Genomic DNA, 20,651 nt, shown 5'->3' with positions numbered 1-20,651 from the left:
ACGACATGGAGCAGGCTGGCAGGAAGCTGGTCCCCTGAAGTGGTCTCCCGGGTGCCGCGCATCCGGTGGATTTCTCCTGGTGGCCAGCGCAGGCGAGCGTGAAGCTTCGGTTCTGGCCGTGCGGCCTATATCTGCCTGTTCCTGCTCCTTCGCATGACTCGTCCGTCACATGGACCGGCGAGGTTAAACAAAGAAGGAGAGACCTCTTGGAAGGTCCTGAAATCACCGCCGCCGAGGCCGTTCTCGACAACGGCCGCTTCGGCACCCGCACCATCCGGTTCGAGACCGGCCGTCTCGCGCAGCAGGCGCAGGGCGCCGTGGCCGCGTACCTCGACGAGGAGACGATGCTCCTCTCGGCCACGAGCGCGTCGAAGAGCCCCCGCGAGGGCTTCGACTTCTTCCCGCTGACGGTCGACGTCGAGGAGCGCTCGTACGCCGCGGGCAAGATCCCCGGCTCGTTCTTCCGCCGCGAGGGCCGCCCCTCGACCGAGGCCATCCTCGTGTGCCGCCTCATCGACCGTCCGCTGCGCCCGTCGTTCGTCGACGGCCTGCGCAACGAGATCCAGATCGTCGTCACGGTGCTCTCCATCGCGCCGGGCGAGTTCTACGACGCGCTCGCGATCAACGCGGCGTCGGCGTCGACCCAGATCTCCGGCCTGCCGTTCTCGGGCCCGATCGCCGGCGTGCGCCTCGCGCTCATCCCCGGCCAGGCGGGCAACGACGACCAGTGGGTCGCGTTCCCGAACGCCGAGCTCCTCGAGTCCGCCGTGTTCGACCTCGTCGTCGCCGGTCGCGTCGTCACGGGAGCCGACGGCTCCGAGGATGTCGCGATCATGATGGTCGAGGCCGAGGCGACCGAGGCGAGCTGGAACCTCATCAAGGCCGGCGCCACGAAGCCCAGCGAGGAGATCGTCGCGCAGGGTCTCGAGGCCGCCAAGCCCTTCATCAAGCAGCTCGTCGCGGCGCAGGCCGAGATGGCCGCGAAGTCGTCGAAGGAGCCGCTCGAGTTCCCCGTGTTCCCGGCCTACAGCCAGGAGACGTACGACTTCGTCGCCGCCGAGGCGCACGCGGACCTCGAGAAGGTCTACGTCATCGCCGACAAGCAGCAGCGCCAGGCCGCGGATGACGAGGTCAAGGCCCGCGTCAAGGCCGCCCTCATCGAGAAGGTGGAGGCGGGCGAGCTGCCCGCGGCCGCTCCGCTCGAGTTCGGCGCCGCCTACAAGTCCGTCACGAAGAAGATCGTGCGCGGCCGCATCCTCACGGAGGGCGTCCGCATGGACGGCCGCGGCCTCGCCGACATCCGCCCGCTCGACGCCGAGGTGCAGGTCATCCCGCGCGTCCACGGCTCGGCCATCTTCCAGCGCGGCGAGACGCAGATCCTGGGTGTCACGACGCTCAACATGCTCAAGATGGAGCAGCAGATCGACTCGCTGTCGCCCACGACGAGCAAGCGCTACATGCACCACTACAACTTCCCGCCCTACTCGACCGGCGAGACCGGCCGCGTGGGCAGCCCGAAGCGGCGTGAGATCGGCCACGGCTTCCTGGCCGAGCGCGCGCTCGCTCCCGTGCTGCCCAGCCGCGAGGAGTTCCCGTACGCCATCCGCCAGGTGTCCGAGGCGCTCGGGTCGAACGGCTCGACCTCGATGGGCTCCGTGTGCGCATCGACCCTGTCGCTGCTCAACGCGGGTGTGCCGCTGCGCGCCCCCGTCGCCGGTATCGCGATGGGCCTCGTCTCCGACGAGGTCGACGGCCAGACGCGGTACGCCGCGCTGACCGACATCCTCGGCGCGGAGGACGCCCTCGGCGACATGGACTTCAAGGTGGCCGGCACGAGCGAGTTCGTCACGGCGATCCAGCTCGACACGAAGCTCGACGGCATCCCCTCCGAGGTGCTCGCCGGCGCGCTCACGCAGGCGAAGGACGCGCGTCTGCGCATCCTCGAGGTCCTGAACGCGGCGATCGACGCTCCGGACGAGATGGCGCCGACCGCGCCGCGCGTCATCAGCGTGCAGATCCCGGTCGACAAGATCGGCGAGCTCATCGGCCCCAAGGGCAAGACGATCAACTCGATCCAGGACGACACCGGCGCCCAGATCTCGATCGAGGACGACGGCACCGTCTACATCGGCGCGACCGACGGCCCCTCGGCCGAGGCGGCGCGGGCCGCGGTCAACGCGATCGCGAACCCGACGAACCCCGAGATCGGCGACCAGTTCCTCGGCACGGCCGTGAACATCGCCAAGTTCGGCGTGTTCGTCTCGCTCCTGCCGGGCAAGGACGGCCTGCTGCACGTCACCGAGCTGCGCAAGCTCAACGGCGGCAAGCGCGTCGAGAACATCGAGGACGTCGTGAGCGTGGGTCAGAAGATCCTCGTCCGCATCTCGAAGATCGACGACCGCGGCAAGCTCTCGCTCGAGATCGTCGACGAGGCCGGCGAGGGCGCGTCCGACGCGCCCGAGGCCCCGGCCGAGGCTCCCGCCGAGGCCTGATCGGCTCACGGAACGGCCCGGTCGCACACGGTGCGGCCGGGCCGTTCCGCGTCCGTGATGAAACAGTTACGACCCGCGGCGCGGCGCGCGCCGCGGGTTCCGGTTCAATGGAGGCACGGGAGGACCGCGGTTCGTCGCACCCTCCGTGAGGGAGCGACATGGATGCAGCGTCACCGCCGGAGCGGCGCGACGGCGCGGCCATCCGCACATCCGATGCGTCCGCGGACGTGCCGACTCAGCCCATCCGGCTCCCCGGTCATCCGTCGGCGCCCGTCCCCGAGCTCGGCCCGGGGATCGGCGCGGGCCTGCGCTCGCCGATCGGGACGTCGGGCGTCGAGGTGTTCCCGCTCATGCTCGGCGGGGCCGAGTTCGGGTGGAACCTCGACCGCGCGGCGGGATTCGCTGTGCTCGACCGCTACGCCGAGCTCGGCGGCAACGCCCTGCACACCTCCGACCGCTTCGGCGCGGGGCGCAGCGAGTTCATCCTCGGCCAGTGGGTCGCGTCGCGCGGCGTGCGCGACGACATCGTCCTCGCGGTGCGCGTCGGCGGCCATCCCGACAACCCGGGCCTCGGCTCGGTCAACCTCGTCCGCGCCGTGGAGTCGTCGCTCGAGCGCCTCGGAACCGATCGCATCGACATCCTCTACCTCGATGCGGCGAGCTACCCGCTGACGTCCCTCGAAGACGCGCTCGCGACGGCCGAGTGGCTCGTCGAGGCGGGCAAGGCGCGCGCGGTCGGGGCCTACGGGTTCACCGCGGACCAGCTCGTCGAGGCGCGGATCCTGTCGTCGGCCGGGTACCCGCGGATCGAGGCGCTCGACGTGCCGTACAACCTCATGCGCCGCGGGGAGTACGAGGGCGACCTGCGGCTCGTGTCCGACGCCCAGGGCCTCGCCGTGACGCCGTCGCACGCCCTCGAGCACGGGTTCCTCTCCGGACTGCATCGCTCGCGTCAGACGATCGGCCAGGGCACGAGGTCGGAGCAGCTGTCGAAGCTCCTCAACCGCCGAGGAGCGCGGGCGCTCAAGGCGCTCGACGCCGTCGCCGCGGAGCTGCAGCTCCCGCACGCGGCGGTCGCCGTCGCGTGGCTCCTCGCGCAGCGGAGCGTCGTCGCCCCGATCGTCAACGCCTTCACGCCGGCGCACGTCGACGAGCTCGTGCAGGGGGTGGGCGTGCAGCTCGGACGCGGGCATCGCGCCGACCTCGCGAAGGCCGCGGACTGACCATTATTCCGCCGATGGCGTAACCGCACGGCGCGTCCGCCGAGGCGTGACCTAGGCTGGAGGACGCCCGCCCTGCGGGCTCCAGGTGCGGACGATGAGGGGGTTCGGATGACGCACTACATCTACCTCGTCCGCCACGGAGAGCACCAGCACGCCGAGCACGGGCTCGAGGACGGGCCGCTCTCCGCGCGCGGAGAGCGCCAGGCGGCGCTGCTCGCCGACCGGCTCTCGGGCGTGCCGTTCGACAACGTGTGGCACTCGCCCCTCGCACGCGCCGCGGAGACCGCGCGCATCGTCGCCGAGCGGATGCCCGCGATCGATCCGCAGCCGCACGCGCTCCTGTTCGACTGCGTCCCGACGGGCATGACCGACGAGACGCCGAGCGTGTTCGAGCCCTTCTTCGGCGGGATCACCGAGGAGGAGGTCGAGGCGGGCAGGGCCCAGATGGCCGACGCGATGAACGAGTTCCTCGTGCGCAAGAACGGCGACGTCCACGAGCTGCTCATCACGCACAACTTCGTGATCGCGTGGTTCGTGCGCGAGGTGCTCGGCGCCCCCGACTGGCGCTGGATGACGCTGAACCAGGCGAACTGCGGGCTCACGATCATCTCGCAGAAGCAGGGCCGCCCGTGGACGCTCATCGCCCACAACGACCTCGCGCACCTGCCGTTCGAGCTGCGCACCGGACTGCCGGAGACCCCGCCGGTCTGAGCCGCGCCGGACGGGTGTCGTGCCGGGCCGCCGTGCCGGGCCATCCCGGGATGTGCCAAGCCGGCCGGGCCGTACCTGGATGTGACGTGCCGGGATTCGGATCGTCGGGGCGGAGGTGCGCGTGTCGTCCTCAGTGAGCGACACACGCCCCACGGATCCGATTCCGCGCACACGCACGGCGACAGACGGCCGTGCATTCGGGCCCCGGGGCGCTGGCTGTCACGCCCTCCGGCGGAGGGCGCCGACGATCGCGCGCTCCACGCGCGGCCAGTCGTGGATGACGAGCGCGTAGTCGAACCGGAGGGTTCGGTAGCCGAGCGCGGCAGCATTCGCGTCTCGGACGAGGTCGCGGTGCCGGTGGCTCTCCCCGTCGTGGTTCTCGCGCCCGTCCACTTCGAGGATGATCCGGTCGCCGACGACGAAGTCGACGCGTCCGACCGTGCGGATGCGCACCTGGCAGCGGAGCACGATGCCCATGCGGAGCAGTCGGATCCTGAGGAGCGACTCGAGCCCGCTCTCCGAGTCCGATCGCGCTGCGTCGACGAGTCGCCGCTGCCGCGCATCCAGACGTGCGCGCACCGCGAGACGGTCGCGTCGAGACAGCAGCCCCCGGTGCCACGCGGATTCGAACGCGGCGAAGAACGCCTCATCGCCCTGGCAGCGCGCGAGCTGGACGAGAGCGCGGACGATGTCGACGCGCCCGAAGCCCGTCGCGCCTTCATCCCAGTGAGGGATGCACGCGCACCCCGCGTGCTCGCGCTGGCGCCCGTGCGGTCCCATCGCGACGTGAATCGCGTCGGCGTCGAGAACCCACACGCCGAGCTGGGCGAGTGCCGACGCGCAGCAGAGTGAGCCGCCGTGCCGCGCCGCCGCGACGATGTCCGCGCTCACGTCCGGAGTCGCATAGACCCCGGGGCGCACCTTCCAGATCGATCCGGTCACAAGCGCACGCCGGATGTCGCGCGCAGACGCGCCCGCCATCCGCGGCGTCGATGCGCGGGCCACTCCGTGACGGGCATCGATGCGAGCCGCGATCTCCGTCGGATACATCACGCCAGCCTCGTCGGGCCGCGGGCCCTGCCCCCGGCACAGCGCGCCTGCTCGTGCCGGTGCGCGCGTGTCGTCCGCCTGTGCACGAGGCGTCGGCGCGAGACGCCCCGGGTGCGGGTCCGCTGCGGGGGACGGATGGGCGAGGGCGGGGCGGCGTGTGCGGGGTGTCGGGATTCGGATGGCTGGGGCGGGTGCGCGCGTGTCGGTCTCAGGAGACGACTTCAGCACCACGGGTCCGATTCGGGGAACGGCGCCCGGAGGGCGGGGCGGCGTGTGCGGGGTGTCGGGATTCGGATGGCTGGGGCGGGTGTGCGCGCGTCGGTCTCAGGAGACGACTTCAGCACCACGGGTCCGATTCGGGGGACAGGTGTCGCGACGGGTGTCGCGCCGGGACCGCTGGCGTGCCGGGCCGCGCCGTGCCGCGAGGGCGCCCCGAGCACGCCGCACTCCGGCGGACGTCCTGGCCGGCCCGCCTAGGATGGTGGCATGACGACACGCGTGGCACTGGTCGGCGGCAGCGGCAAGCTCGGCAGCATCATCCGCGAGGTCGTCGACGGAATGGACGGGTTCGAGGTCGTCGCGGTGCTCGGATCGAGCAGCGACCTCGCCGAGCTCGACGGCGCGGATCTCGTCATCGACGCCTCCACTCCGGCCGTGAGCATCGACGTCGTGCGCGCGGCGATCGAGCGCGGCGCCCAGGTTCTCGTCGGCACGAGCGGATGGTCCGCGGAGCGCGTCGCGCTCGTGCGCCCGCTCGTCGAGGCGGCCGGGACCGGCGCCGTCTTCATCCCGAACTTCTCGCTCGGATCCGTGCTCGGCACGGCGCTCGCCGCGGCCGCCGCGCGGTTCTTCCCGTCGGTCGAGATCGTCGAGACGCATCGCGACACGAAGATCGACTCCCCGTCGGGCACGGCGGTCCGCACGGCCGAGCTCATCGCGGCGGCCCGCGAGACGCCCGTCGACGCGCCGTTCGTCGACCAGCGCGCACGTGGGCAGCAGGTCGCGAGCGTGCCCGTGCACTCGCTGCGCCGCCCCGGGGTGGTCGCCCGACAGGAGACGATCCTCTCCGGGCCCGGAGAGTCGCTCTCCCTCGTGCACGACACGATCGACCCGGCCGCCGCGTACGCGCCGGGCATCCGCATCGCCGTCGAGGCCGCGACCGGCGTGCGCGGCGTCGTTGTGGGCCTGGAGAACTTCATCGACATCGGCATCGGCACGCCGCGCCCCGCAGCGGCCGAGCCCGTCGACGACGGTGCGACGGTCGCGGGCCAGGCCGCGCGGGCCACGGGCGCATGAGACTGCGCGTCGGCGTCGCCGTCATGACGGCGCTCCTGCTGCTCTACATCCTCGTCGTGGGGCAGAAGGCCGTGTCGGCCCTGTCCATCGGCATCTCGACCGGCGAGCCGATCCTCGCCGTCATGGGCGGCGCGATGATCGTGCTTCCGCTCATCGCGCTGTGGGGGCTCGGTCGCGAGCTCCTGTTCGGATGGCGCGCCGAGCGCCTCGCACGCCGTCTCGAGAGCGAGGGCGGGCTGCCGACCGAGGAGGTCAGCACGTCGCCGAGCGGGCGCCCGGCGCGGTCGGATGGCGAGGCGCTCTTCCCGACGTACCGCGCCGAGGTCGAGGCCGACGAGACCGACTGGCGCGCGTGGTACCGGCTGAGTCTCGCATACGCCGCTGCGGGCGATACGAAGCGCGCGCGGTCCGCGGTGCGCGAGGCCATCCGCCGCGAACGGGCCGCGCAGAGCCCCGTCTAGCACCCGGCGCGGACGCCCGCTGCGGCCGTTCAGCGCTCGGGCACGACCGCGGCGATCGCGTCCTCGAGCGCGGGGTGGGCGAACGAGAAGCCGGTGGACTGCAGCGCTCGCGGCACGATGTCGGCGTCGACGAGGAGCATGTCGTCGGCGAAGTCGCGCCCGAGCGCGGCGCGGAGAGCCCATGCGGGCGCCGGCAGGGCGAAAGGGCGCCGCAGCCGACGTGCGAGCGCCCGCCCGAAGTCGTTCGCGGTCGTCGCGACCGGGGCAGCCAGGTTGACCGGCCCGGTCAGCCGGTGCTCGAGGACGTGGCGGATGGCCGCGATCGCGTCCTCGAAGGAGATCCAGGCCCACACCTGGCGCCCCGAGCCGAGCGGGCCGGCGAGACCCGCTCGCGTCAGGGGGATGAGCGGACGCAGGACGCCGTCGGGATGCACGACCGGCGCGGTGCGGAGGAGCGCGACGCGGGGCCCGGCGCCGTGCGCGGCCTGCTCCCACGCGCCGCAGAGGTCGGCGAGGAATCCGCTCCCACGAGGTGCGTCCTCGGTGACGGGGCCATCGGATGAGGACCCGTACCAGCCCGCGGCGCTCGCCGAGACGAGGAGGGGCTGCTCGTCGAGCTGGGAGATCGCGCGGGCGAGGACGCGCGTGGGCGTGAGCCGCGAGGAGTGCAGGCGCCGCCGGTACGCGGGAGTCCAGGGGATGCGCCCCACGCTCGCGCCGCAGAGGTTCACGACGGCGTCGGCGCCGCGGAGGACAGCGGGATCGAGATGCGGAGCGTCGAGCCAGCGCGTCTCGTCCGCGGCGCTCGGGGCGCGGCGGACGAGACGCGTCACCTCCACGCCCGCCGCGCGGAGGTCGTCGACGACGCCCTGGCCGAGGAGGCCCGACGAGCCGGCGACGATGACGCGCGTGAGCGAGGAGGCGGTCATCCTGGGTTACGCGAGCGTCGCCTCGAGCGAGATCTCGATGCCGGCGAGCGCCTGCGAGACGGGGCAGCCCGCCTTGGCCTCCTCGGCGATCTGCTGGAAGCGCTCGGCGTCGATGCCGGGGACGACGGCGTTGACGTTGAGGTGGCTCCCCGTGATGCCGGTGCCGGGCTTGAAGGTGACCGACGCGGTCGTGTCGATCTTCTCCGGCGGGGTGCCGTTCTCGGCGAGCGCGTTCGAGAGCGCCATGCTGAAGCACGACGAGTGCGCTGCCGCGATGAGCTCCTCAGGGGTGGTCGTCGTGTCGGAGCCCTCGCTGCGGGCCTTCCAGTTCACGGGGAACGTCCCGACGCCGGTCGAGAACGAGACGGTGCCGGAGCCCTCGAAGAGGGATCCCTGCCACGAGGTGCTGGCTTCGCTGGTGACGGTCATTGTCGTTCCTCCTGATCGGGGGCGGATGGTCCGCGGCCAGCCTAACGGCGCGGCCCGACACGGGGAACGCCTTGCGCCGGCGCCCCTCATGTCATATTCCGCCACCTCGGGTCCGTCGGCACGGCGACGGATCTACCGTGGTTCCGATGACCCCCGCCGCCGCTCTCGCCGCTCTCGTCGCGATCGTCCTCGTCGCGACGGCCCTCGGCGTGCTCCTGCGGCGACGCGAGGGCCGCGCTCGGGCGGTCCGGGCGGATGCCGTCGCCCCGACGGCGCTCGGGCTCGCCCCCGGCGCCTTCGGAGAGCGCGCGACGCTCGTGCAGTTCAGCACCGAGCTGTGCGCCCGGTGCCCCGCGGTGCGGCGGCTGCTCTCCGACGTGGCGGGGGAGAGGGATGGCGTCGCGCACGTCGACGTCGACGTCACGCACCGCGTCGAGATCGCTCGGCGCTTCCACGTGCTCCAGACGCCCACGACCCTCGTCCTCGACGCGCGCGGCGTCCCGCGCGCCCGCATCGCCGGAGCTCCGACCCGCGACACGGTGATGGCCGAGCTCGACGCCATCGAAGGGAAGACCCATGCCTGACGCACCCGCAGGGATCGATCCGCGCGGCCCCCGCTTCGCCGCCGCCATCACGAGCGCGCTGCTGCTCGTCGCGGCGTTCCTCGCCTTCACGGGGCTCTCGACGCGCACGGCGGCGTCGTTCGGCTGGTTCGCCTACCAGCCCGCGACCGGTGCGGTCTTCACGCCGGGGATCGGCGCCGCCTCCGTCTTCGAGCGCGCGGCGGATCCTGGCTTCCTCGCGGTGCTCGTCGTCGCGCTGCTCTTCCTCTGGAGCGTCGTCTCGCCGCGCACCGCGCCGTGGGGCGTGCTCTTCCGCCGCGTGGTCCGCCCTCGACTCGCGCCTCCTGCGGAGCTCGAGGACCCGCGCCCGCCGCGCTTCGCGCAGGGCGTCGGCCTGTTCGTCACGGGGCTCGGCCTCGTCCTGCATCTCGCGGCCGTGCCCTGGGCGCTGCCGATCGCGGCGGCCGCGGCGTTCGTCGCCGCATTCCTCAACGCGGCATTCGGCTTCTGCCTCGGCTGCCGGATCTACCTCCTCCTGCAGCGCGCGGGCATCGTCGGACGCGAGCGCGCCGCCTGAGCCGGCGCGCGCCATCCCGACTAGCCTTGACGTCATGAGCGGCGCCATCCCCACCCCGTACGAGGATCTCCTTCGCGACGTGCTCGCGAACGGCACGCACAAGGACGACCGCACGGGCACCGGGACGACGAGCGTGTTCGGGCGGCAGATCCGATACGACCTCAGCGCGGGCTTCCCGCTCATCACGACGAAGCGCGTGCACTTCAAGTCGGTCGCCTACGAGCTGCTGTGGTTCCTGCGCGGCGACTCGAACGTGCGGTGGCTCCAGGAGCACGGCGTGTCGATCTGGGACGAGTGGGCTGACGAGGACGGCGAGCTCGGCCCCGTCTACGGCGTGCAGTGGCGCTCGTGGCCGACTCCGAGCGGCGAGAGCATCGACCAGATCGCGAAGGTCGTGGCGCAGCTGAAGGCGAACCCCGACAGCCGTCGGCACATCGTGACGGCGTGGAACCCGGCCGAGGTCGACGACATGGCGCTGCCGCCGTGCCACGCCCTCTTCCAGTTCTACGTCGCGGACGGCCGCCTCAGCTGCCAGCTCTACCAGCGCAGCGCCGACCTCTTCCTCGGCGTGCCCTTCAACATCGCGTCGTACGCGCTCCTCACGCTCATGGTCGCCCAGCAGACCGGGCTCGAGCCGGGCGACTTCGTGTGGACCGGCGGCGACTGCCACATCTACGACAACCATCGGGAGCAGGTCGTCGAGCAGCTCTCGCGCGAGCCCTACCCGTACCCCGCGCTGCGATTCGCCCGGAAGCCGGAGTCGCTGTTCGACTACGCGTACGACGACTTCGTCGTGGAGGAGTACCGCCACCATCCCGCGATCCGCGCGGCCGTGGCGGTCTGAGCCGTGACCATCCGCTCGATCTGGGCGCAGTCGCGCACCCGCGCGATCGGGTCCGACGGGGGCATGCTGTGGCAGCTGCCCGAGGACATGGCCTTCTTCAAGCGCGCCACGACGGGAACGCCGGTCGTGATGGGGCGGAAGACGTGGCTGTCGTTCCCCGAGCGCTTCCGCCCGCTTCCCGACCGGCCCAACATCGTCGTCACGCGCGACGAGGGCTTCGCGGCGGAGGGCGCGCAGGTCGTGCACTCGCTCGAGGACGCCCTCGAGGCCGCGGGGCGGATCGACGACGAGGTCTGGGTGATCGGCGGCGCGCAGATCTACGCGCAGGCCATGGACGTCGTCGACGAGCTGTGGGTCACCGAGGTCGACGTCGACGCGGATGGCGACGCCTACGCGCCCGAGATCGGCGAGGAGTGGCGGGTCGTCCGGTCGGAGCCCGATGGCGCCGCGGAGTGGCTCACGAGCCGGACGGGCACCCGCTACCGCTTCGTCGTGTACCGGCGCCGCTGAGCCCCCGCTGCGGGGGCCCAGCGGCTCGGCTCACGCGCCCAGCTGGAGGCTGACCGTGGCGTACGAGTGCGGCGGGAGCTCGACCTCGAGGCCGCGCGCGTGCGTGCGGACGCCGTCGAAGTCGACCGGCGCGACGTTCTCCGGCTGACCGGGCACGTTGTGCGCGGCCGTGCTCTCGGCCGTGAGCAGGCGGGCCGACCAGCCCTCGACCGCCCTGCCGCGCAGGTCGAGGACGACCGTGCGCGGCTGGTCGGCGTCGAGGTTCGACAGGGACACGAGCGCCGCGCCGTCCTTGGTCGACGCCGACGCCGAGATCATCGGCAGGTCGCGCCCGTCGACCGCGCGGGTCTCGCCGTCGACGACATGCGCCTCGAGCGCCTGCGCGTCGTGGTGGCCGACGTTCATCGCGAACACGTGGAACGTGGGGGTCTTCACGAGCGCTCCGGTGTCGGGGTCGGTGAGGAGCATCGCCTGCAGCACGTTGACGGTCTGCGCGATGTTCGCCATGACCAGACGGTCGGCGTGGCGGTGGAACGCGTCGAAGTGCACGCTCGCGACGAGCGCGTCGCGCAGGGTGTTCTGCTGGTAGAGGAACCCGGGGTTCGTGCCGGGCTCGACATCCCACCACGTGCCCCACTCGTCGAGGACGAGGCCCACGCGCCGGCGCGGATCGTGCCGGTCCATCACGGTGCTGTGCCGCGTGAGGAGCTGCTCGATGTGGAAGGCGCGGGAGAGCGCGAGGTACCACTCGTCCTCGTCGAACTCGGTCGCCGAGCCCTTGCTCTGCCACGAGCCCGACATCGTGTAGTAGTGCAGCGAGACCGCCTGATAGGGCGAGGATCCCTGGCCGTCGCAGCCGAGGCATCCGAGCGCCTTCATGAGGGTCTCGGTCCACTCGAGGTCGTCGGCGTTCGCGCCCGCCGCGATCCGGTACACCGTGTTGCCGCCGTGGTCGCGCACGTACGTCGCGTACTGGCGGGCGAGGTCCGCATACGCCTCGGCGCGCATGTTGCCGCCGCAGCCCCAGGCCTCGTTGCCGATGCCGAAGAACGGCACCTTCCAGGGCTCGTCGCGGCCGTTCTCGCGGCGCAGCGCGGCCATGGGGGAGTCGTCGGCCCGTGTGAGGTACTCGATCCACTCGCTCATCTCGCGCACGGTGCCCGAGCCGACGTTGCCGTTCACGTAGGCGTCGGCGCCGAGCATCTCGCAGAGCTGCATGAACTCGTGCGTTCCGAAGGAGTTGTCCTCGACGACGTCGCCCCAGTGGGAGTTGACCATGCGCGGGCGGCTCTCGCGCGGGCCGATGCCGTCGCGCCAGTGGTAGTCGTCGGCGAAGCAGCCGCCCGGCCAGCGCAGGTTCGGGATCGCGAGCTCGCGGAGCGCCTCGACGACGTCGAGGCGGATGCCGCCCTCGTTCGGGATGTCGGAGTCCTCGCCGACGAAGAAGCCGCCGTAGATGCACCGCCCCAGGTGCTCGGCGAAGTGCCCGTAGAGGTGGCGGCTGATCGTGGGGCCGGGGAGGTCGAGGTCGATGACGACGCGGGTGGAGGACATGGGAGCCTTTCCGGGTGAGAGAAGTGATGTAACGATACATCCGGACGGGCTCCGGGGGAAGAGCGGATTCGCATAGGGTCGATCCGAGCGGCGCGAGCGCGAAGGAGGCGGCCATGGCGACGATGAGCGACGTGGCGCGCGCGGCCGGGGTGTCGGTCATGACGGTGTCGAACGTGCTCAACGACCGCGGGCGGGTGAGCGCCGAGACACGGCTGCGGGTGCTCGAGAAGGTGCGGGAGATCGGGTACGAGATCGACCTCACGGCACGGCGCCTGCGCGCGGGACGCACCGACACGGTCGCGCTCATCGTGCCGCGCTTCGACCACGCGTACTTCGGCGACCTCGCGGCCGCGTTCGCCGAGGCGTTCGCCCTTCGGGGGCGCCACCTCGTCGTCGAGCAGAGCGGTGCGAGCGTCGAGGGCGAGCTGTCCGCGCTGTCGCTCGCGCGCCTGCGCATGTACGACGGCGTGATCCTGAGCCCTGTGGGGCTCGGCGCGCCCGACCTCGACCGCATCGCCATCCCCACGCCCATCGTCATGCTCGGCGAGCAGCAGGTGCCCGAGCGCTTCGACCACGTCACCATGGCGAACGCCGAGGGCGCGCGGATGGCGGTCGCCCACCTCATCGGGAGCGGCGCGCGGCGCGTCGCGATCGTCGGCGGTGCGCGCGCGTCGCGCGGCGTGACGATGTCGAGCCAGCGCACGGACGGCTGGCGCGCGGCGCACGCGGACGCGGGGCTCGCCGCGGATCCCGAGCTCGTCTTGGAGGTGCGCGAGCCGGCCGTCGACGGCGCGCGCGACGCCATCGCGCGCGCGGTGCGGGACGGCCTCGGCGTCGACGCCGTCTTCGCGGTCACCGACCAGATCGCCTTCGGCGTGCTCGCGGGGCTCGCCGACGCGGGCGTCGCGGTGCCGGGGGACGTGCAGGTGATCGGGTTCGACGACGTCGGGATCAGCCGCCACGTCGCCGGCGGGCTGTCGACGGTCGATCCCGGCTCCCGCTGGATCGTCGAGCAGGCGGTCGAGACGCTCGAGGCGCGGATGGCGCGCGCGGACTTCGCGCCGCGGCACCTCGTGAGCCCCGCGCGCCTCGTGCTGAGGGCCTCGACGAAGGCGGCGCCGTCGTCGAGGCGATAGCCTTGATGCCATGACGCACACGGGCAATCCCTTCGGACAGGTTCTCGTCGCGCTCGTCACGCCGATGACGGCGGACGGCGAAGTGGACTGGCCCGGCGTCGAGAAGCACATCGACGCGTGCATCGCCCAGGGCGCCGACGGGATCGTCGTCACGGGCACGACGGGGGAGACGTCGACCCTGACCGACGCCGAGAAGCTGCGCCTCGTCGAGGTCGGCAAGGACGTCTCGGCCGGGCGCGCGAAGATCATCACGGGCGGCGGCTCGAACGAGACCGCGCACGCGATCGACCTCTACCAGAAGAGCGAGAAGGCCGGCGCCGACGGCATCATGATCGTCACGCCGTACTACAACAAGCCGACGCAGGCGGGTGTCCTCACGCACTTCCGGCTCATCGCCGACTCGACCGACCTCCCCGTGATCCTCTACGACATCCCCGGGCGCACGGGCATCCCGATCCGCTACGAGACGATCCTGCGCCTCGCGAAGCACCCGAACATCCTCGCGGTCAAGGACGCCAAGGGCGATCTCAGCGAGGTGAGCCGCGTGCTCAACCAGACCGACCTCATGTACTTCTCGGGTGACGACGCCAACGTGCTCCCCGAGCTCGCGATCGGCGCCACGGGCCTCATCGGCGTGACCGCCAACGTGGCCTCGGGCCCGTACCGCACGATCGTCGACGCGGTGAACCGCGGCGACCTCGCCACGGCGACCGACCAGCACAAGCGCCTCGAGCCGCTCGTGCGCGCGCTCATGACGCACGTGCCCGGCACGGTCGCGACGAAGTACGTGCTGCACGGCCTCGGCCGGATCTCGAGCCCGCGCGTGCGCCTGCCGCTCGTCGGTCCCGAGGAATGGGAGGCCGCGCTCATCGAGGACGAGCTCGCGCTCGTCAAGGACGTCGACGGGGTCGACTTCTCGAACTTCCGCCCCGACCGCAACGCGGCCGCGGGCGGCGCGCTGCCGAAGGTGCCCGGCACCACCCGCTGATCTCCCGCGGCGGCACCGGTCGTCGCGACAACACCGAATACGACGAACCGGATGCCGCAGGGCATCCCGGAAGGCGGACGATGTCCACACAGGTTCTCGAGCCCGCAGATCTCACCCCGGGGACCCTTCGGGTGACGCCCCTGGGCGGTCTCGGCGAGGTCGGCCGCAACATGACCACGTACGAGATCGACGGCGAGATCCTCATCATCGACTGCGGCGTGCTCTTCCCCGAGGAGCACCAGCCGGGCGTCGACCTGATCCTGCCCGACATGGAGCCGCTGCGCGGACGTCTCGACGACGTCGTGGGCGTGGTGCTCACCCACGGGCACGAGGACCACATCGGCGCCGTCCCGTACCTCCTCAAGCAGCGCCCCGACATCCCGATCATCGGCTCCGCGCTCACGCTCGCGCTCACCGCAGCGAAGCTCAAGGAGCACCGGATCACCCCCGTCGCGCACGTCGTGAAGGAGGGCGAGACGTGGGAGGCCGGGCCGTTCGAGCTCGAGTTCGTCGCGGTGAACCACTCGATCCCGGACGCGCTCGCGGTCGCCGTGCGCACGGACGCCGGCCTCGTGCTCCACACGGGCGACTTCAAGATGGACCAGCTGCCGCTCGACGGCCGCATCACCGATCTGCGCGCCTTCGCGCGGCTCGGCGAGGAGGGCGTCGATCTCTTCCTGCCCGACTCGACCAATGCCGACGTGCCCGGCTTCACGCCGACCGAGCGCTCGATCGGGCCCGTGCTCGACCAGGTCATCTCGAAGACGCCGGGGCGCGTCATCGTCGCGAGCTTCTCGAGCCACGTGCACCGCGTGCAGCAGGTGCTCGACGCGGCGGCCGCGAACGGGCGGCGCGTCGCGCTGCTCGGCCGCAGCATGGTGCGCAACATGACGATCGCGGCCGACCTGGGGTACCTCAACGTGCCCGACGGCGTGCTCATCGACTACAAGAAGGCACGCGATGTGCCCGACCACCAGATCGTCTACATGTCGACGGGGTCGCAGGGCGAGCCGATGGCCGTGCTGAGCCGCATGGCGAACCTCGACCACGAGATCGAGCCGGGGGAGGGCGACACCGTCATCCTCGCCTCGAGCCTCATCCCGGGCAACGAGAACGCCGTCTACCGCGTCATCGACGGGCTCACGAAGCTCGGCGCCAACGTCGTGCACAAGGCCAACGCGAAGGTGCACGTGTCGGGCCACGCCGCGGCCGGCGAGCTCATCTACTGCTACAACATCCTCAAGCCCCGCAACGTGCTGCCCGTCCACGGCGAGTACCGGCACCTGATGGCGAACGCCCGGCTCGCGCAGGACACGGGCATCGACGCCGAGCGCACCATCATCGGCTCGAACGGCACGGTCGTCGACCTCAATGACGGCGAGGCGCGCGTCGTGGGCCAGCTCGACCTGGGCTTCGTCTACGTGGACGGCTCGAGCGTGGGCGCCATCACCGATGCCGACCTCAAGGACCGCCGGACGCTCGGCGAGGAGGGCTTCGTGTCGGTGATCGTCGTGGTCGACTCGCAGACCGGCAGGATCATCACGGGCCCCGAGATCCACGCGCGAGGCATCGCGGAGGAGGACCGGGTCTTCGACAAGGTCAAGCCGAAGATCGTCGCCGCCCTCGAGGAGGCCGCCCAGAAGGGCGTGCGCGACAACCACGCGCTCTCGCAGACGGTGCGTCGGACGATCGGCCGCTGGGTGAACCAGTCGCTGCGCCGCCGGCCGATGATCGTGCCGCTCGTCATCGAGGCCTGAGGGCGCGAGCGCCGTCGTGGACGCCGGATCGGCGCGGGATTCCGCGCCGATCCGCGTCGTTCCGGCCGGATGTCGGCCCGGCGACGTACCGTGGAGCAATGCCACGTACGTCCGCCGCGTCGAAGAACCCGGGAACCAGAAGCACCCGCGGGGCCTCGAAGGATGAGGCCGTGGCCGCTCCGCGCCCGCGCAAGAAGGCCGATCCGGCTCCCAAGCGCTATGTCGACGAGGCCGAGCGGCAGCCCCTGCTCGTCCGGGGATGGAACGGCCTCGCGCGCGCGGTGGGCGGCCTCTTCCGCGCGTTCGGGCCCGAGGTCCTCGAGAAGGACCAGCGCCGCGACGGCTTCCCGCTCCTGCTCGTGCTGCTCGCGATCGCGGGGGCCGTCAACGAGTGGTTCTTCATCGGCAACGAGATCGCCGTTCAGATCAGCGCCTACTCGTTCGGCCTGCTGATCGGCCGTGCGGCCTTCATCTTCCCGATCCTCCTGCTCCTGCTGGCCGGCTGGTTCTTCCGCCATCCGTCGTCGGTGAACGACAACGGGCGCGTGGGGATCGGCTTCGGCATGCTCACCGTGACGATCGCGGGCTTCCTGCACGTGGCAGGCGGGCGCCCCAAGCCGGTCGAGGGCGTGCTCGCCCTGAGCGAGGCGGGCGGCGTCTTCGGGTGGCTCGTCGCCGAGGCCATGGCCTTCCTCATCACGGACGTCGGCGCATACGTCGTGCTGTCCCTGCTCGCCGTGCTCAGCGTGCTCATCCTCACCAAGACGCCGCCGAACCGCATCGGCCAGCGGCTCGGCGACCTCTACCTGTGGATGTTCGACGCCGAGCGCACCGCGCCGGAGAGCCGCGAGAAGCCCGCCAAGGGCGCGACGGCCCCGACGAAGGTGCTCGAGGGCGACGAGGCCGACGAGGGCAAGGACGCGGGCGTGCCGTGGTGGCGGCGGAACAAGTCCGGCCGCGAGGAGGACCCCGAGGTCGTCTCGGAGCCGCAGGACCTCACCGAGCTGCTCACCGACCAGACCGATCGCGGCTACGACCAGGCGATCGTGACGTCTGCGCCGGCGGCCGACGACATCCGCACGGACGACCCGGACGACGCGGTGACGGAGGTGCTCACCTCCTCGGTGCTCGCCGGGCTGCGCGGCGACGGCGCCGAGCGGCGCACGGGCCTCGTCGGCGACGGGGACGACCTCGACGACGAGACCGACGACCTGCCGGGATTCACCGGCTTCGGGACCGACGGCCCCGGCGGCCGCGGGCCGCAGCCGCCCTCCCAGCCGTACGTGCTGCCGTCGCCGACGGCACTCGCGTCGGGCCCTCCGGCCGTCGCGCGCTCCGAGGCCAACGACCGCGTGGTCGCCCAGATCACGAGCGTCTTCGAGCAGTTCAAGGTCGACGCGCAGGTCACCGGGTTCTCGCGCGGCCCGACCGTGACGCAGTACGAGATCGAGCTCGGACCCGGCGTCAAGGTCGAGAAGATCACCCAGCTCTCGAACAACATCGCCTACGCCGTCGCGTCGAACGACGTGCGCATCCTCGCCCCGATCCCGGGCAAGAGCGCGATCGGCGTGGAGATCCCGAACGCCGACCGCGAGACGGTCGCGCTCGGCGACGTGCTCCGCTCTGCCGCGGCCCAGAAGTCGACGCATCCGCTCACGATCGGCGTCGGCAAGGACGTCGGCGGCGGCTTCGTCGTGGCGAACCTCGCGAAGATGCCCCACCTCCTGGTCGCGGGTTCGACGGGCTCCGGAAAGTCGAGCTTCGTGAACTCGATGATCACGAGCCTCCTCATGCGCGCCAAGCCGAGCGAGGTGCGCATGGTCCTGATCGACCCGAAGCGGGTCGAGCTCACGAACTACGCGGGCGTGCCGCACCTCATCACCCCGATCATCACGAACGCGAAGAAGGCCGCAGAGGCTCTCCAGTGGGTCGTGAAGGAGATGGACATGCGGTACGACGACCTCGCGTCGTTCGGATTCCGCCACATCGACGACTTCAACCGCGCGGTCGTCGCGGGCGAGGTCGACGTGCCGGCCGGCAGCGAGCGCGTGCTGAAGCCGTACCCCTACCTCCTCGTCGTCGTCGACGAGCTCGCCGACCTGATGATGGTGGCTCCCCGCGACGTCGAGGACTCGATCGTCCGCATCACGCAGCTCGCACGCGCGTCCGGCATCCATCTCGTCCTCGCCACGCAGCGGCCGTCGGTCGACGTCGTCACCGGCCTCATCAAGGCCAATGTGCCCTCGCGCCTCGCGTTCGCCGTGACGAGCGTCACCGACAGCCGCGTCATCCTCGACCAGCCGGGCGCCGACAAGCTCATCGGCCAGGGCGACGCCCTGTTCTCGCCCATGGGCTCGTCGAAGGCGCTCCGTGTGCAGGGCGCGTGGGTGACCGAGGAGGAGATCGAGAAGGTCGTCGCGCACGTCACGGGGCAGGCGCGGCCCGAGTACCGCGCGGATGTCGCGGAGGCGCTCGAGCCGAAGAAGAAGGAGGTCGACGAGGACATCGGAGACGACCTCGAGCTGCTCCTCGCCGCGGCCGAGCTCATCGTCACGAGCCAGTTCGGCTCGACGTCGATGCTCCAGCGCAAGCTGCGCGTGGGCTTCGCGAAGGCCGGCCGCCTCATGGACCTGCTCGAGTCGCGAGAGATCGTCGGACCCTCCGAGGGCTCGAAGGCCCGCGACGTGCTCGTCACGCCCGAGCAGCTGCCCGGCGTGCTCGCGAAGCTGCGCGGCGAGGAGCCGCCCGCTGCCGCTCCGGCGGCTCCCTCGCCCGAGGCGCCCTCGGCGCCCGACGCCGACGACCGCTATGCCGACGACCCCATCGAGGCGCAGTTCGCCGGCCGCGAGGTCGTCGACGAGAGCGAGTCCGAGGACGCCTGGGGTCTGACCGGGCGCGACGAGCCGCGCTACTGACGCCCGCGCCTGACAGACTGAGGCCATGAGCATCCCCCGCCAGCTCCCCAACGCGATCACGGTCGTGCGCATCCCGCTCGCGATCGTGTTCTTCGTGCTCCTGCTCGTCGGGGGCCATCTCGGCGAGGGAAGCCTTCCCCTGCGGTGGACGGCGGCCATCCTCTTCATCGTCGCGATCTCGACCGACTGGGTCGACGGCTACCTCGCGCGCCGCTACGACATCGTGAGCGACTTCGGCAAGCTCTGGGATCCGATCGCCGACAAGCTGCTCACGGGCGCGGCCTTCGTCGGGCTCGCGATCCTCGGCGAGATGGCGTGGTGGATGGTCGTCATCATCCTCGTCCGGGAGTGGGGGATCACGATCCACCGCTTCGTGGTCGTCCGGCAGCACGTCGTGGCCGCCGCCTGGATGGGCAAGGTCAAGACCGCGTTCCAGGGCGTGGCGCTCGGGTGGGCGCTCCTGCCGTTCTGGCTTCTCATCGGCGAGCCGGCGTTCGCGGTCATCACCCTCATCCTCATGTGGATCGTCGTCGTGCTCACCGTGGCGAGCGGCGTCGACTACGTGCTCGCCCAGATCCGCGGAGCGCGGGCGGACGCCGGTGAGTGACGTGAAGCGCGAGACGTTCGCGGTCGCGAACGAGCTCCTGCGCCGGCTGTCGGCGCGCAACTGGAGCATCGCGACCGCGGAGTCGCTCACGGGGGGCCTGCTGTCGTCGGCGATCATCGAGGTGCCCGGCTCGTCGCAGCGGATGCGCGGCGGCGTGGTGGCCTACGACGCGGCGATCAAGCACAGCGTGCTGGGCGTCGACGCGGCCCTCCTCGATGAGCACGGCGCCGTGCACCCGGACGTCGCGCGCGAGATGGCGACCGGAGCGCGGCGCACGCTCGCGCTGGCCGACGAGGACACCATGGTGGGGCTGTCGACGACAGGGATCGCCGGCCCGGCGTCGCCGGACGGGCAGCCGGTCGGGACCGTGCACGTCGCGGTCGCCACGCCCGAGCGGGTCGTCGTGTCCTCGCACCTGTTCGACGGCGACCGGGCGGAGATCCGGGCGAGCGCCGTGCTCGCGGCCCTCGATCTCGCGGTCGCAGAGATCTGAGGGCGGGCACTGGGCGGATTCTCGGCGTGAGCGGCGCCCCGCCCCGTGTCAAGCGGGATTAAATTGGTCTCATCGGTGTTGTACTCTGATGCATCCGTCGGATGGTGGAGTGAGGA

Annotated in this window: 19 protein-coding genes; 15 read left to right on the top strand and 4 right to left on the bottom strand. The window is 71.6% G+C overall.

The window, feature by feature from the left end; all coding sequences use genetic code 11:
• Positions 1-206: 206 nt before the first annotated feature.
• The 3 genes from ACWXWW_RS00310 (at position 207) to ACWXWW_RS00300 (ending at position 4,426) form a co-directional block, all read left to right on the top strand.
• Positions 207-2,492 carry a polyribonucleotide nucleotidyltransferase gene (locus ACWXWW_RS00310; RefSeq protein ID WP_455968147.1) on the top strand — a complete coding sequence of 762 codons (2,286 nt, stop codon included), beginning with the start codon at positions 207-209 and terminating at the stop codon, positions 2,490-2,492.
• A gap of 158 nt (positions 2,493-2,650) precedes the next feature.
• A complete protein-coding gene (locus ACWXWW_RS00305) occupies positions 2,651-3,715 on the top strand; it encodes an aldo/keto reductase (protein WP_282979994.1) in 1,065 nt (354 codons plus the stop codon).
• Positions 3,716-3,823: 108 nt separating this feature from the next.
• Positions 3,824-4,426, top strand: a complete 603-nt coding sequence (locus ACWXWW_RS00300) for a histidine phosphatase family protein (RefSeq protein ID WP_282979995.1) — start codon at positions 3,824-3,826, stop codon at positions 4,424-4,426.
• Positions 4,427-4,645: 219 nt separating this feature from the next.
• Here ACWXWW_RS00300 and ACWXWW_RS00295 read toward each other — a convergent pair whose 3' ends face one another.
• Entirely contained in the window at positions 4,646-5,476 is an 831-nt protein-coding gene (locus ACWXWW_RS00295; RefSeq protein ID WP_455968304.1) for an endonuclease domain-containing protein, read from the bottom strand.
• A 486-nt stretch (positions 5,477-5,962) separates the two neighbouring features.
• On the opposite strand from ACWXWW_RS00295, the gene dapB reads away from it, so the two are divergent.
• Positions 5,963-6,772: a 4-hydroxy-tetrahydrodipicolinate reductase gene (gene dapB, locus ACWXWW_RS00290; protein WP_271174230.1), complete on the top strand. Its 810-nt coding sequence runs from the start codon at positions 5,963-5,965 to the stop codon at positions 6,770-6,772.
• Positions 6,769-7,233, top strand: coding sequence for a hypothetical protein (locus ACWXWW_RS00285; RefSeq protein WP_271174231.1), 465 nt, complete (start codon positions 6,769-6,771; stop codon positions 7,231-7,233). Before dapB ends, ACWXWW_RS00285 begins: the two co-directional genes overlap by 4 nt.
• Before the next feature lie 29 nt (positions 7,234-7,262).
• On the opposite strand, the gene ACWXWW_RS00280 is transcribed toward ACWXWW_RS00285, so the two are convergent.
• Both ACWXWW_RS00280 and ACWXWW_RS00275 read right to left on the bottom strand, forming a co-directional pair.
• Positions 7,263-8,162 (bottom strand): TIGR01777 family oxidoreductase, encoded by a 900-nt coding sequence (locus ACWXWW_RS00280; RefSeq protein ID WP_455968144.1) that lies wholly within the window; start codon positions 8,160-8,162, stop codon positions 7,263-7,265.
• Between the two features lie 6 nt (positions 8,163-8,168).
• Positions 8,169-8,591: an OsmC family protein gene (locus ACWXWW_RS00275; protein WP_271174233.1), complete on the bottom strand. Its 423-nt coding sequence runs from the start codon at positions 8,589-8,591 to the stop codon at positions 8,169-8,171.
• A 146-nt stretch (positions 8,592-8,737) separates the two neighbouring features.
• Here ACWXWW_RS00275 and ACWXWW_RS00270 point away from each other — a divergent pair, with 146 nt between their 5' ends.
• The 4 genes from ACWXWW_RS00270 to ACWXWW_RS00255 are packed head-to-tail and all read left to right on the top strand — an operon-like array spanning position 8,738 to position 11,085.
• Positions 8,738-9,175, top strand: coding sequence for a TlpA family protein disulfide reductase (locus ACWXWW_RS00270; RefSeq protein ID WP_271174234.1), 438 nt, complete (start codon positions 8,738-8,740; stop codon positions 9,173-9,175).
• Positions 9,168-9,731 (top strand): DUF4395 domain-containing protein, encoded by a 564-nt coding sequence (locus ACWXWW_RS00265; protein ID WP_455968142.1) that lies wholly within the window; start codon positions 9,168-9,170, stop codon positions 9,729-9,731. The genes ACWXWW_RS00270 and ACWXWW_RS00265 overlap by 8 nt, the downstream gene beginning before the upstream one ends.
• Positions 9,732-9,765: 34 nt before the next feature.
• Entirely contained in the window at positions 9,766-10,575 is an 810-nt protein-coding gene (locus ACWXWW_RS00260) for a thymidylate synthase (RefSeq protein ID WP_324011956.1), read from the top strand.
• A 3-nt stretch (positions 10,576-10,578) separates the two neighbouring features.
• On the top strand, positions 10,579-11,085 hold the full coding sequence (locus ACWXWW_RS00255) for a dihydrofolate reductase (RefSeq protein ID WP_455968141.1): 507 nt from the start codon (positions 10,579-10,581) through the stop codon (positions 11,083-11,085).
• Between the two features lie 30 nt (positions 11,086-11,115).
• On the opposite strand, the gene ACWXWW_RS00250 is transcribed toward ACWXWW_RS00255, so the two are convergent.
• Positions 11,116-12,639, bottom strand: a complete 1,524-nt coding sequence (locus ACWXWW_RS00250) for an alpha-N-arabinofuranosidase (protein ID WP_455968140.1) — start codon at positions 12,637-12,639, stop codon at positions 11,116-11,118.
• A gap of 113 nt (positions 12,640-12,752) precedes the next feature.
• Between ACWXWW_RS00250 and ACWXWW_RS00245 the strand changes: the two genes are divergently transcribed.
• From ACWXWW_RS00245 to ACWXWW_RS00220, 6 genes are all read left to right on the top strand, one after another.
• Complete coding sequence (locus tag ACWXWW_RS00245; protein WP_455968139.1) at positions 12,753-13,775, top strand: LacI family DNA-binding transcriptional regulator; 1,023 nt, start codon at positions 12,753-12,755, stop codon at positions 13,773-13,775.
• A gap of 10 nt (positions 13,776-13,785) precedes the next feature.
• A complete protein-coding gene (gene dapA / locus ACWXWW_RS00240; RefSeq protein ID WP_282980002.1) occupies positions 13,786-14,763 on the top strand; it encodes a 4-hydroxy-tetrahydrodipicolinate synthase in 978 nt (325 codons plus the stop codon).
• Between the two features lie 80 nt (positions 14,764-14,843).
• Complete coding sequence (locus tag ACWXWW_RS00235; protein ID WP_455968137.1) at positions 14,844-16,520, top strand: ribonuclease J; 1,677 nt, start codon at positions 14,844-14,846, stop codon at positions 16,518-16,520.
• Between the two features lie 98 nt (positions 16,521-16,618).
• Positions 16,619-19,435 (top strand): DNA translocase FtsK, encoded by a 2,817-nt coding sequence (locus tag ACWXWW_RS00230; RefSeq protein ID WP_282980005.1) that lies wholly within the window; start codon positions 16,619-16,621, stop codon positions 19,433-19,435.
• A 25-nt stretch (positions 19,436-19,460) separates the two neighbouring features.
• Positions 19,461-20,042 (top strand): CDP-diacylglycerol--glycerol-3-phosphate 3-phosphatidyltransferase, encoded by a 582-nt coding sequence (gene pgsA, locus ACWXWW_RS00225; RefSeq protein WP_455968136.1) that lies wholly within the window; start codon positions 19,461-19,463, stop codon positions 20,040-20,042.
• Positions 20,035-20,535, top strand: coding sequence for a CinA family protein (locus ACWXWW_RS00220; RefSeq protein WP_455968134.1), 501 nt, complete (start codon positions 20,035-20,037; stop codon positions 20,533-20,535). Before pgsA ends, ACWXWW_RS00220 begins: the two co-directional genes overlap by 8 nt.
• Positions 20,536-20,651: the final 116 nt, after the last annotated feature.

It is taken from the genome of Microbacterium sp. KNMS (genome assembly GCF_053851835.1).
This window is presented reverse-complemented; position numbering and strand designations above follow the sequence as displayed.

Coding starts and splice junctions, on each gene's coding strand:
- ACWXWW_RS00275 (WP_271174233.1), bottom strand. CDS start 8,591: ATGACCGTCACCAGCGAAGCCAGCACCTCGTGGCAGGGATCCCTCTTC.
- ACWXWW_RS00235 (WP_455968137.1), top strand. CDS start 14,844: ATGTCCACACAGGTTCTCGAGCCCGCAGATCTCACCCCGGGGACCCTT.
- ACWXWW_RS00265 (WP_455968142.1), top strand. CDS start 9,168: ATGCCTGACGCACCCGCAGGGATCGATCCGCGCGGCCCCCGCTTCGCC.
- ACWXWW_RS00305 (WP_282979994.1), top strand. CDS start 2,651: ATGGATGCAGCGTCACCGCCGGAGCGGCGCGACGGCGCGGCCATCCGC.
- ACWXWW_RS00270 (WP_271174234.1), top strand. CDS start 8,738: ATGACCCCCGCCGCCGCTCTCGCCGCTCTCGTCGCGATCGTCCTCGTC.
- ACWXWW_RS00295 (WP_455968304.1), bottom strand. CDS start 5,476: ATGTATCCGACGGAGATCGCGGCTCGCATCGATGCCCGTCACGGAGTG.
- dapA (WP_282980002.1), top strand. CDS start 13,786: ATGACGCACACGGGCAATCCCTTCGGACAGGTTCTCGTCGCGCTCGTC.
- dapB (WP_271174230.1), top strand. CDS start 5,963: ATGACGACACGCGTGGCACTGGTCGGCGGCAGCGGCAAGCTCGGCAGC.
- ACWXWW_RS00300 (WP_282979995.1), top strand. CDS start 3,824: ATGACGCACTACATCTACCTCGTCCGCCACGGAGAGCACCAGCACGCC.
- ACWXWW_RS00230 (WP_282980005.1), top strand. CDS start 16,619: ATGCCACGTACGTCCGCCGCGTCGAAGAACCCGGGAACCAGAAGCACC.
- ACWXWW_RS00245 (WP_455968139.1), top strand. CDS start 12,753: ATGGCGACGATGAGCGACGTGGCGCGCGCGGCCGGGGTGTCGGTCATG.
- ACWXWW_RS00285 (WP_271174231.1), top strand. CDS start 6,769: ATGAGACTGCGCGTCGGCGTCGCCGTCATGACGGCGCTCCTGCTGCTC.
- pgsA (WP_455968136.1), top strand. CDS start 19,461: ATGAGCATCCCCCGCCAGCTCCCCAACGCGATCACGGTCGTGCGCATC.
- ACWXWW_RS00250 (WP_455968140.1), bottom strand. CDS start 12,639: ATGTCCTCCACCCGCGTCGTCATCGACCTCGACCTCCCCGGCCCCACG.
- ACWXWW_RS00280 (WP_455968144.1), bottom strand. CDS start 8,162: ATGACCGCCTCCTCGCTCACGCGCGTCATCGTCGCCGGCTCGTCGGGC.
- ACWXWW_RS00260 (WP_324011956.1), top strand. CDS start 9,766: ATGAGCGGCGCCATCCCCACCCCGTACGAGGATCTCCTTCGCGACGTG.